The sequence below is a fragment of the Microcoleus sp. S13_C5 genome (assembly GCF_036700845.1).
Lineage (GTDB): Bacteria > Cyanobacteriota > Cyanobacteriia > Cyanobacteriales > Microcoleaceae > Microcoleus.
On sequence record NZ_JAUBPR010000010.1, the window covers coordinates 59,423 to 71,792 of the forward strand.

General features: G+C 44.3%; 6 protein-coding genes. 5 read left to right on the forward strand and 1 reads right to left on the reverse strand.

The genetic code is table 11. The features are described from left to right. Window positions 1-219: 219 nt before the first annotated feature. The 5 genes from QUA04_RS04850 (at window position 220) to QUA04_RS04870 (ending at window position 7,075) form a co-directional block, all read left to right on the forward strand. Complete coding sequence (locus QUA04_RS04850; RefSeq protein ID WP_333254294.1) at window positions 220-2,160, forward strand: response regulator; 1,941 nt, start codon at window positions 220-222, stop codon at window positions 2,158-2,160. Then, window positions 2,161-4,068 carry a PAS domain S-box protein gene (locus QUA04_RS04855; RefSeq protein ID WP_333254296.1) on the forward strand — a complete coding sequence of 636 codons (1,908 nt, stop codon included), beginning with the start codon at window positions 2,161-2,163 and terminating at the stop codon, window positions 4,066-4,068. A gap of 458 nt (window positions 4,069-4,526) precedes the next feature. Continuing rightward, on the forward strand, window positions 4,527-4,697 hold the full coding sequence (locus QUA04_RS04860) for a hypothetical protein (RefSeq protein ID WP_333254300.1): 171 nt from the start codon (window positions 4,527-4,529) through the stop codon (window positions 4,695-4,697). After that, window positions 4,694-5,146 (forward strand): response regulator, encoded by a 453-nt coding sequence (locus tag QUA04_RS04865; protein ID WP_333254302.1) that lies wholly within the window; start codon window positions 4,694-4,696, stop codon window positions 5,144-5,146. The genes QUA04_RS04860 and QUA04_RS04865 overlap by 4 nt, the downstream gene beginning before the upstream one ends. Before the next feature lie 267 nt (window positions 5,147-5,413). Continuing rightward, complete coding sequence (locus QUA04_RS04870; protein ID WP_333254304.1) at window positions 5,414-7,075, forward strand: diguanylate cyclase domain-containing protein; 1,662 nt, start codon at window positions 5,414-5,416, stop codon at window positions 7,073-7,075. Window positions 7,076-7,315: 240 nt separating this feature from the next. Here QUA04_RS04870 and QUA04_RS04875 read toward each other — a convergent pair whose 3' ends face one another. Next, window positions 7,316-12,337 (reverse strand): PAS domain S-box protein, encoded by a 5,022-nt coding sequence (locus QUA04_RS04875; RefSeq protein ID WP_333254306.1) that lies wholly within the window; start codon window positions 12,335-12,337, stop codon window positions 7,316-7,318. Between the last annotated feature and the right edge of the window lie 33 nt (window positions 12,338-12,370).

The following is a 12,370-nucleotide window of genomic DNA, read 5'->3' on the forward strand; positions in this document are numbered from 1 at the left end:
TTCCTCTTTCCTCCTGGCTCCTGGCTCCTGGCTCCCAACTCCTATTTCTAGCTTGGCTGCTTTCATTGAGATGCTCCCCTTTAATCTCACATCTCAAATTTTAACTAGGATAAGTTCTGTAAATATAAAAGGAGTTCATTGAGGAGGGAGTGCTATAATCATTATTTAACCAGTTTTCATAATTTCAATAATTCTTAAATTAACAAAAAATAGCGAGCGATGACCAACCATCAAATAGAAGAAAATAAAGGCAACATATTAATTGTTGACGATACTCCAGAAAATTTGCAAGTTTTATCAGCAACGCTGTCCGATCGGGGCTACAAAGTCCGCGGCGTAATTAACGGGAAAATGGCAATTAGAGCCGCGCGCTCTGGTTCTCCCGATTTAATTTTGCTCGACATTAAAATGCCGGAAATGGACGGCTACGAAGTCTGCACACAGCTCAAGGAAGATCCGAAGACATCAGAAATTCCAGTTATTTTTATCAGCGCTTTAGATGAAGTATTGGACAAAGTAACCGCCTTTAAAGTTGGAGGCGTAGATTATGTCACTAAACCGTTCCATGTAGCAGAAGTTTTAGCGCGAATCGAACACCAATTGACTATCCAAAGACTGAAAAAACAATTGCTCGATCGCAATAAAGAACTGCAAGAAGAAATAATAGAACGCAAAAAAGCCGAAGAAGCAGCGGCCGCTGCATCGCTTGCAAAAAGTCAATTCGTTGCCAACATGAGCCACGAATTGCGGACTCCCCTCAACGCCATCCTGGGTTTTACCCAAGTCATGAGCCGCGACTCTTTGCTCAGCCACGAAAATCTCGAAAATCTCCGAATTATTAACCGCAGCGGTCAACATTTGCTGGAACTAATTAACGATGTTTTAGACTTGTCGAAAATAGAAGCAGGGATAATTGGCTTAGATGAACGCAGCTTTGACCTTTATCAACTCCTCGACACTCTCGAAGAAATGTTTCAAATCAAAGCTGAAACAAAAAAAATGCAACTGAGATTTTCCGTCCAGGCAAATGTTCCCCAATATATAAAAACTGACGAAAACAAGCTGCGCGTCTGCTTAATTAACCTGCTGGGAAATGCCCTGAAATTTACTCACGAGGGGGGCCGTATTTGGCTGCGCGTGAGCGTGGAAAGCAACCAGCCACCGCCGGCCGAATCGGAAAGTCATCCTAACTCTACCTCAGTCGAACCCTTGTTAATTTTGTTTGAAGTTGAAGACACTGGAATTGGCATAGCAACAGCAGAAATTGATACTTTATTTGATGCTTTTGTGCAAACACAAGCGGGGAAAAAAGCGGCTGATGGTACGGGATTGGGTTTGACAATTACTAAAAAATACGTGCAGATAATGGGCGGGGATATTTGGGTAAAAAGTGTTTTAGGTGAGGGAACCAGTTTTAAATTTAATATCCGAGTATTTGCCGCTATTGCGTCTGAAATAACAGTGGCGACATTGCAGCGGGTGATCGCACTAGAAGCAGATCAACCGGTTTATCGGATTTTAGCAGTTGACGACAATCAAGAAAATCGGCTGCTGCTGGTTAAGATGTTGCAACCAATTGGTTTTGAAGTCCGAGAAGCGGAAAATGGCTACCAAGCGGTTGAACTTTGGGAAAGTTGGCAGCCTCATTTAATTTGGCTGGATACGCGAATGCCAGTAATGGACGGTTTTGAAGCTGTCCGACAAATTAGAGCGAAAGAGAAACCAACTCAGTGGCGAACTGTAATTATTGCTCTGACTGCTAGCACTTTTGAGGAAAAAAAAGGCGAAATTATCGCCGCAGGTTGCGACGATTTTGTGCGGAAACCTTTTCAAGAACAAATACTTTTTGATAAGATGGCTTGCTACTTGAAAGTGCGCTATCTTTATCAAGAGTTGCCCCGGCTGCCAGTCGGGGCTTTACGGCGTTATTGTGTGAACGAAAAACCCGATTCATTTTTCGGAGGGCTCCTGGCTCAGATGCCTCAAAGTTGGGTGCAGGAACTCTATGACGCAGCTAATGATGTTAATGAAGAGCTGGCGATTCAACTTGTCGATCGCATCTGGGAAAGTAATCCAACTTTAGCTGAGGCTTTAAAAGATTTGCTTGCCGATTACCGACTCGACAAGATAATGGATTTAACTCAATCGAGTTTAAAATAAATGGATAATAGCGAAATTAAAGTATTGGTGGTTGATGACCAACCAAGCAATCTGCGGTTCTTATCCAAACTGCTAACATCCCAGGGGTATCAAGTTTACCGAGCTATTTGCGGTCCACTGGCGTTGAATGTTGCGCTCAGCCATTGCCCGGATTTAATTTTACTCGACATTAGAATGCCGGAAATGAACGGTTATGAAGTTTGTCGGAGACTGAAAGCGACACCGGAAACCGAACAAATTCCGGTGATCTTTTTAAGCGTATTAGATGAAATGAACGATAAATTACAAGCTTTTCGGGTAGGAGGCGCTGACTATATTACTAAACCATTTCAAGTAGAAGAAGTTTTGGCGCGCATCGACAAGCAAGTCCGCTTGCAAAAACTGCAACAGCAATTAAAAGAACAAAATTATCAACTGCAACAGTCACAGTCGCTGCTTGCTAGCATATTAAATAGTTCATTAGACTGTGTGGTGGCTTATTCTGCTGTCCGCAACAGTGAGGGAAATATTGTAGATTTCCAGTGGCTCTTGATCAACCCGGCCGCTGAAAAATTTTATGGTCTGCTATTAAATGACATAGTTGGCAAGAATTTGTTAGCCAAAGTTTCCCAAGTTAGCAATAACGGGTTATTTGATTTGTATGTTTCTGTAGTAGAAACAGGAGAAACTGTAGACCAAGAACTTTATTACGAACAGGAGCGAGATACAATTGTTTGGCTGCACATTGTGGCGGTGAAATTAAACGATGGTCTGGCAGTAACATTTCGTAACATTACCGAGCGCAAACGAGCAGAAATTGCCCTACGAGACAGCGAAGAACGCTTCCGCGCGATATTCGAGCAAGCGGCAGTCGGCATAGCTAAAACCGCGCTTTGCGGTAAATTTATGCGGGTAAATCCCGGCTTTTGTCAAATTGTCCGCTATGCACAATCCGAATTGTTGCAGCAAAATTGGGAGGCAATTACTCACCCAGATGACAGAGAAGCGGACAGAGAATACCTGCGCTTACTCTTATCCGGGAAGATTCAAACTTTTTCTGTGGAAAAGCGTTTGCTATGCAAAGATGAGGAAGTGCGCTGGGCAAATGTTACTGTTTCGGCAATGCGCGATGTCAAGGGGACGCTGCAGTATTTGATTTGTGCGATCGAGGATATTTCCGAACGCAAGTTGGTACAAGAATTGCTGCAAGAGAGTTTAGACACTCAAACCCGCTACGCTCAAGAATTAACTCGTTCTAATGCCGAACTAGAACAGTTTGCTTACGTGGCTTCTCACGATTTGCAAGCGCCTTTGAGCACGATTGCCGGCTACGCTCAACTATTAGAAAAACGCTTTTCCAACCAACTTGATACCCAAGGGAATAAATTTATCCGCAATATTGTTCATTCTTGCGAGCGGATGCAGGCGCTGATTGATGACTTGCTGGAGTATTCGCGGGTAGGTCGCAGTCAGAAACCTTTTGAGATGATAGATTGCAATCGGGTTTTTGAGGATGCTTGTGCTAATTTGCATTTGGCTATCCGCGAGAATCAAGCTTCAGTTACTAGGGGAAATTTGCCAAGGGTAAAAGGTGACAGTTTTCAACTGCTGCAACTGTTTCAAAATTTAATTGGTAACGCCATTAAGTACCGCAGCAGTGAAGCGCCGGTGGTGCAGGTGGACGCTTCGCGTCAGGGGGATAGCTGGGTGTTTTCAGTGCAGGATAATGGTATTGGGATTGCCTCACAGTACCATCCGCGAATTTTTCAGATTTTTCAGCGCTTGCACACCCAAAAACAGTATTCGGGAACTGGTATCGGTTTAGCGATTTGTCAAAGAATTGTCGATCGACACGGCGGCAGCCTTTGGGTAGAATCAGAACCCAATCGAGGCTCGACTTTTTATTTTTCTATTCCTATACCAAAGTGAAGTCAGCAGCCCGCCTGGAGAAGTCAATCGATTTTAGATTTTAGATTTTATAATTGAAGAAAACGACCCCATTGATAAATCCGGGGGCGGGTGATGAGGATTCGGAGCTTTGTTCTCGTTCCACGGATGAATCCGGGGGCTTTTAACCAAATTGCTTGATTGTCACCAGTCCTTTACTTAAGCTTTAAATATCTTTATCTATTCTTTACAAAAATGCTGCTCAAGTGTAGCATATTCACTGATGACATCGAGCTAAAAATCTATCAATATAAATCTATTAGCTCTATTCTTATACAACTTATAAATCAGCGGTGCACGCAAGACTTGTTAATTTTTTTCAACTGTATCCAGAGCATCTTGCTTTGGGATGCAGTAGTTTCCCTAGTAGTTCGCGGACAAGGATTTGTGATGTGTTTGCAGTTTGCCGGTTCTCGGGCAGACTGCCAAGTGAAACAAGCATGATTCGCAAACCTTTGCAAATGGAGAAAAACGGTAAATTACTGCAACACAATTTCAGTGTTTTTAGCCAGATTTACCAGATGATGGCAAGAGATGCTTTGCAGTTACTCGGACACGGCTCAAAGTCCCGCAACCTCACAAAAGACTTTGGTAGTGAGGCAAAGCCGTGAATTATAAAAAGAAAAAATTTACTCTTTTAATAGCAAACGATGACGAGGATACGCGCTTTTTGATGGAGGAAGCACTGCGAGAAGTTCGATTAGCCATTACGAGCCAATTTGTGGAAAATGGAGAACAAGTGCTAGACTACTTGTACCGTCGTGGTCAATATTTGGCTAGTAGCAATTGGCATCAGCCAGATTTGATACTGTTGGATCTGAATATGCCGAGGCTGGACGGACGAGAAACACTAACTTCGATCAGATCTGACCCCCATTTGCAACAAATTCCAGTTGTAATGCTCACAACTTCCCACCGCCGAGGAGATATCTTGCTTTGCTACCGATTGGGAGCCAATTCTTTCATATCCAAACCAGTAACTTTTGAAGGATTGCTTGAAGTAATGAAGACTTTATGTGAGTATTGGTTTGAAATCGTTTCACTCCCGCCGGATATGTAAGCTTTAAAGGAGGCATAAATCCATAGTTTGAGTGTATAGTGAATTTGATAAGCCGAAATATTGGCCGATCGCAAGAGGGCATCTCGTATTTGTAAAAACAATTCTTCTGGCTCCTTCCTTGTTCGTCTTTCCTTGTTCCACTTGCCACCTGCCTCCTGCCTCAAAACTCCAATTTCTAGCTGGGCTGCAAAAGTGAGATGCTCCCGATCGCAAGTATCGCTCTCAAAACCAAAAAGTTGCCTTCGACGCGCTCCGAACGCTATAGTTGTGTTAATACGTCACCAATGTCTGAAAATTTTGTTGGTTGAGGATGACCTCGGAGCTCCGACAATGATCGAAGACCTTCTAGGGTCATTCAGCGAGTCTCTATTTCTCCTCCAAACTGTTACGTCTCTGGAGAGAGGAGTCGGGTGTCTGGAAGTAGAAAAGTTTGACGCCGTACTATTAGATTTGTCAGTGTCAGACAGCTTGAGGGGAAGCGAGGCGATCGCAGTTTTGAAAGGGCGATGGCCCACATTGCCAATTGTGGTGCTGACAGATATCAACGATGAAAATATGGCCCGGTCGGTATTGCGCTGGGGCGCTCAAGATTGTTTGGTAAAGGGAAGATTTCACCGAACTCTGCTGGTGCGGGCAATCCATTACGCCATCGAACGCCAGGAAATCGAAGAACAATTGCGGCAGCAGGCTCTCCGACAGCGGCTGTTGGGCAAAATGATCGAACATATTCGATCGTCAATAGATCCGGCAAGCATTCTCCAAAATACCGTTGCAGAAGTGCGCCAATTTCTCCAAACAGACCGCGTTTTAATTTATCGCTGTCAGGATTGGGTCTCTCAATTGGACGGGGAAGAGCAAAAAGGTGCGATCGTCGCAGGTGACGGTTTGCCAGAAGGTTATATTGAAAACCAAAATATTAGTGCTGCTTTGGCGGTGTCATGCTTTGTTTTAGTCGAATCCCAGTCGGTACAAGCAATAGCAGATGTCAGCACTGCCCCCTTGGCTGGCAGTTGCAAAGAATTGTTGACAGATTGTGAAATTGCAGCAGTGATCAGCGTGCCAATTTGGCAATCAGGCGATTGGGAAACGGCAAAAGAAACACAAGAAGCCACTGTTTGGGAAGTCGAGAAAAATCAAGATGCAGCGGAAAATTATATCTGGCAGCAGGCGAGCGACCAAGCGCAGGCGCAGGGGAAAAGTTTGCCGGATTCGATCGCAGAAAATGGCAATAGTTTGTGGGGAATGTTGACAGCATACAATTGCTGCGGTGTCAGGGAATGGCAGCAGTGGGAAATAGATTTTTTACAGCACTTGGCAAATCAAGTGGCGATCGCGATCGAACAATCTCAACTTTACCGCAAGCTAGCAATAGCCAATCAAAAATTGCAGCAACTGGCAACTACTGACGGACTGACTGGCATTGCCAATCGCCGCCAGTTCGATCGCGTTTTGAGCTTAGAGTGGCGCCGATTGGCAAGAGAGGAACTGCCGCTGTCTTTAATTATGTTTGACATCGACTTTTTTAAACTTTACAACGAGTTTTATGGGCACCTGGGCGGGGACGATTGTTTGCGCCAAGTTGCCGGGGCGATCGCCAGAGGCACCAACCGGGCTGGGGATTTGACTGCCCGCTACGGTGGCGAAGAATTTGCCCTAGTGCTGCCGAACACCAGCGCCCAAGGGGCAAACGTTGTCGCCCGGAAAATTTGCGACGGCATCGCCAGCTTGAAACTGCCCCACGCGCGATCGTCGATCGGCCCCTACGTTACCCTCAGTTGCGGCATTGCGACAGCGATTCCTTCTGCCCAGGAATCTCCCAACACCCTAATTCGCAGCGCTGACAGTGCCCTTTATCAAGCCAAAACCGAAGGCAAAAATCGCATTTGTCACGCCAGCAGTAACTCGGAATCTTCCCCGATTTTTATGTAAAAGTTGAAGGTAATGGGTAATTAGTAAGATCGTGTTTGATTTTTCACTCACAATTCACAACTCATAACTCATATTGTTGACCTTGGCATCAGAGTAATAATTTTCTGAGTGCACTGCCAGCGGGATGCGATCGAGTGACTCGGAGCAAAGATAATGCTCGCTTGCAGGGTATAATTCCGATCTTACCGTATTTGATATTACCCATTTCCGCTTCCCAATTTCCAATTACCAATTGCTAATTTATTGCCCCAAATTTGAATTCCTACCTGTTAAATTCGGCCGCACTGGAATTTCAATCAAAAACTCCGCTCCCTCTCCCGGTGTCGAAATACAGCTCAATCTGCCGCCGTGGCGATCGACTATAATCGAGTGAGAAATCGACAGTCCCAAACCCGTGCCCTTGCCCACAGGTTTAGTCGTGAAAAACGGGTCAAACAGCCTCGATCGCACTGACTCCGGTATCCCCCGCCCGTTATCTGCAATAGATACCGCTACGAAGCCCGCACCAGCCTGATAACTGCGAATAGCGATCGTGCTGGGATGTCGATCGCACTCCTCGATCGAACGCTGCTTGTCCCGTTCTTCCAAAGCATCGATCGCATTAATTAAAATATTCATAAATACCTGATTCAACTCGCCAGGAAAACATTCAATTTGTGGCAATAGTTGGTAATCTTTAACTATCTGAATTTCTCCATGACTGCTGTGAGATTTTAACCGATTTTGCAAAATCATCAAAGTGCTATCAATCCCCTCGTGAATGTTAACCGACTTTCCAGCGGACTCGTCCAATCGGGAAAAATTACGCAACGATTTCACAATCTCGACAATTCGCTCGGTTCCTACTTGCATCGAATTAAACAATTTCGGGAAATCCTCAGCAATATAATCCAAGTCTATTTCATCAATTTTCTCCCTGACTTGTGGTGGAGGATTAGGACAGTAATGCTGGTAAACTTTAATCAATTCCAGCAAATCTAAAGTGTAATTGCGAGCCGGATTTAGATTGCCGTGAATAAAGCTAACAGGGTTATTAATTTCGTGAGCAACACCCGCGACTAACTGACCTAAGCTCACCATTTTTTCATTTTGAACGAGCTGAGCTTGAGTCATTCTGAGTTTGTTAATAGCTGCTTCTAACTCTAGCGCTTTTGAACGTTCTCGCGCTTCCGATTCCTGCAAAGCTGACTCGGCTTGTTTGCGATCGGCAATTTCACTTTCTGCTTGCTCAAACAGCATTGATTGCTGAATCGCGATCGCCAACTGCACGCTAATTTGTTTGAGACACTCGACCTCAATTTCGAGCCAGTGGCGGGGGCCCGCGCACTCGTGGGCAATCAATAGCCCCCACAACTTCTCGCCTTGCAAAATTGGCACTACCAAATTAGCTCGCACCTGAAATTGACTTAATAAATTAATGTAACACTCGGAAAGGTCTGCTTTGTAAATATCATCTACAGCTAGAGGGCGACCGTTTTCGTAAGCAGAAGCATAGCTGTCTTCAAAGCAGGAATCATCAATAATTATTCCCTGAATTGCCAGCCAATTTTTTCCCACCGACTCGACAGTTACAAAACCGCTCCAATCTGGATTAAAGCGATAAATAACTGTCCGGTCTGTTTGCAAAAATTGCCGTACTTCAGCAACAGTTTTTGTCAAGATTTCTTCTAAATTTAGAGAAGAGCGAATGCGTTCCAGCATCGCTACCACCAGGCGTTCCCGCTTTAATTGCTGGCGCAAGATAGCCTCGGCAAGTTTGCGAGTGCTAATATCTTCAATCACAGCAATTACATAGCTAGGTTCCCCAAACCCATCCCGCACTAATGATACAGTCATATTAGTCCAAACAAATGAACAATCTTTGCGAATAAAGCGTTTTTCAATGGAATAATTAAAAATTTCCCCAGCTAACAGTCTGTCGCGCGACTCGACATCGGCTGCTACATCTTCGGGGTGAGAAATCTCCCCAACATTTCGCACTTTCAGTTCCAACTCGGAGTATCCGACAATATTGCAAAAGCCTTGATTTGCATTCAAAAATTGACCGTCGGGCCACACTTTAACAATGCCTATCGCCGCTTGTTCAAATACAGCTCGAAATCGCTGTTCGCTTTCTTGTAAAGCAATTTCTGCTTTTTTGCGATGGCTAATGTCCATTGCCGTGCCAAACAGCCGCACCACCTGACCAAACTCATTTTTAACAGCTTTTCCTTTAGCGTTAATGTGCCTAATTTCTCCTGATGGAAAACAGATGCGGTGGTCGATGTCGTAAGCTGTCCCTTCAGTCACGACCTTTTCTACAACTTGTGTAAACCTTTCTTTGTCATCGGGATGAATTTGCTCTAAAAGTTCTTCCATTGTCGGTGGCCAATTCAATTCTCGACCGTAAACTCGAAACAGTTCTTCCGACCAAGTAAGAACTCCTGCTCCCCTATCGAATTCCCAATTGCCGATGCGGGCTATTTTTTGCGCTGCTTGCAACTGTTCGGCAAGTTGTTGCAAAGATGCGATCAACTGAGTTTTTTCGGCTTCTGCTGCAACGCGGGCACTGATATCTTTGTGAGTGCCTGTTATCCGCAACGGCGCACCCCATTCGTCGTACTCGACTACCTTGCCCATCGCCAGAATCCACTGCCAATTGCCCGCTTTGTTGAGCATCCGAAATTCAAATTCATAGATATCAGTCTCACCTTCTAAATAGGAATTTAAACATTCCATTACCTTCACTCGGTCTTCTGGATGCACCAAACTTTCCCAACCTTTGAGGTTATTTTCAATTTCGGTTTCTGCATAGCCTAGCATTGATTTCCAATAAAAGTCGAAATAAGTTTCGCCAGTAGCTATATTCCAATCCCACAGCCCCAAAGAGCTGCCTGAAACCGCCAACTGCAATCGCTCTTGACTGAGTTTTAATGCCGATTCGGTGCGTTTTATTTCTGTGAGGTCGGCAATTATGGCTATCATTCCTATCGGTTGACTAGCGCTATCTTTAATGCAGTTAGCTCGCAAGAAAGTTTCTATAATAGCGCCATTTTTACTCTTAATTTCAATTTCACTTTCCCAGGAAAAACCTTTCCGCAGCACCCTAAATAACTTTCTCAAATCTTGAGATTTGGGGTACATTACTGCTGGGCCGCCGGCATTATTTAGTTCCTCAACTGTATAGCCGTAGCGCTGAATAAATGCTTGATTATGATAAACGGAATAACCGTCCAAATCTGCGATCGCGATCGCATCACTAGCGCTGTCTACAGCTTGAGTTACCAGGCACAGAGTCAGTTCGGCTTGTTTGCGATCGGTAATATCAAAAATCGCTCTGTCGAGCCACAAAACTAGCCCTTCTAGATTGTAAGTTGGCCTACCTCTTTCCGACATCCACCGCACCGCCCCGTCATCGCGAACAATCCGGTATTCTAGATTGTACGGCTGTTTTGACTCTACTGCTGCGCTGATTTGTCGATCGACCATTTCCTTGTCTGCCTCGTGGACAATAGTCGCAAAACTCAAGCCGTTGTTGCCAATAAAATCCCCAGCAGGATACCCACTAATTACCTCAATTTCATCGCTAATAAATACCATCGTCCACTCAGCATCATACAAGCTGCGGCAGATAGCGCCTGGGATATTCTCAACGAGCGATCGAAATCTGGCTTCGCTCTCCCGCAAAGCTGCTTCGGCCTGTTTTAAATCAGTAATATCCAGCACCATACCTTCCCAAACTATATCCCCTTCCTGTCCTATTTCCGTCGGACAATCAACTCGTTCCGGTCTCGACGAAACTCCTTGCATCCACTTAAGTTTTCCCGACGGTACAATCGCGCGCCATTCCTGCTGCCATGCCTGCATATTGGCCGCAGAAACAGCAATAGATTCTTCAAATTTTTGACGATCATCTGGATGAATAAAATCAAAAAGGAGTTGAGGATTCTGCTGAATATTTTCGGGTTCTAATTCAAATAAATACCGACTGCCAGAAGAAATATAAGGAAAACTTTTTTGGCCGTGGGTTGAGAGACGAAATTGATAAATTATTCCCGGCAAGTTGGCAGCAAGTTGCCGAAGTCTAGCTTCGCTTTCTTGCTGCGCTAATTGTTGGCGTCTATCCTCAGTGATATCTCGAATTATCCCGACGAGAATTTTACTGCCGTCGGAATTTTCAAATACAGTTTTTTTAGTAGACAGAATGTGCTTTGTACCGTTGCCGTCCGTAAATATTTCCTCACTCTCGTTTTCTTTCCTCGTCCTAAACACTTGTTGGTCAGTATGCCAAAAAATCTCAGCTTCTTGTTTTGGGAAAAAGTCATAATCCGATTTGCCCAGCAGTTCCTCGCGCTGCTTCCCTATCAGCTTGCAAAAAGCATCATTTAACAGTATCCAGCGGTGCTGTTCATCCTTTACAAAAAGTGGGTCTGCAACTGCATTGATTGTATAATTCAAAAACTTTTTACTAGCTTCTAGTTCGGAAAGTGCTAAAATTTTATCGGTAACATCATTGATAGTTCCTGTCGTCCCCTGCGCCTCGCCGTTCCAGCCCACAATAAAAAATTCTTGCACTTCTACCCACCGAATTTCGCCATTTTTTGTAATATATCGACTTTGGTAACAACAGGATGTTTCTTGATTTGGTCTCTGACCTCTAAACGAATTTAAATATTGGTATTGATCCTCAGAATGAATGTAACTCAAACAGGAAGTCCCTAAGCTTTCATCAACGGTAAATCCGGTAATTTCCGTCCAAGCCGGATTAAGAAAAGTCCAATTGCCAGCAGTATTTGTCTCAAAAACGACTTCTTTGATATTGCCAACAACCTGCTGGTATTTTTCTTGACTTTTTTGCCATTCTGCTTGCCGTTTCTGGCGGGCGATCGCGCACCTGAGCGTCCGCACCAGCAGCCGGCTGTCTAGCTGTCTTTTCACCAAATAATCTTGGGCGCCGGCGGCAATTAACTCGACAGCCAGTTCTTCGTCATCGCCCGCTGTCAGAATGACGATCGGAGTATTTATACCGCAATCTTGAAGTCGGAAAAAAGTATTAAATTTTGGGCTGTCAGGAAGTGAAAGATCTAATAAAATTACATCAAAAATTTTGTCGCTTAAAATTTCTATCGCTTCCCGGAGGCGAACTACATTGGTCACATCAATTGAGTGTCCTAGTTGGGGATCAGACAGCAGTTCTTGAATAAGTTCTGCATCTTCGCCACAATCTTCTACTAAAAGAATTTTTAAACCAGGCGTTAAAGTTGACTCAAATACAGATGTCATACCATTTTATATTTTATGTTTCAGATTGGAGAT

Coding starts and splice junctions, on each gene's coding strand:
- QUA04_RS04860 (WP_333254300.1), top strand. CDS start 4,527: ATGATTCGCAAACCTTTGCAAATGGAGAAAAACGGTAAATTACTGCAA.
- QUA04_RS04875 (WP_333254306.1), bottom strand. CDS start 12,337: ATGACATCTGTATTTGAGTCAACTTTAACGCCTGGTTTAAAAATTCTT.
- QUA04_RS04855 (WP_333254296.1), top strand. CDS start 2,161: ATGGATAATAGCGAAATTAAAGTATTGGTGGTTGATGACCAACCAAGC.
- QUA04_RS04850 (WP_333254294.1), top strand. CDS start 220: ATGACCAACCATCAAATAGAAGAAAATAAAGGCAACATATTAATTGTT.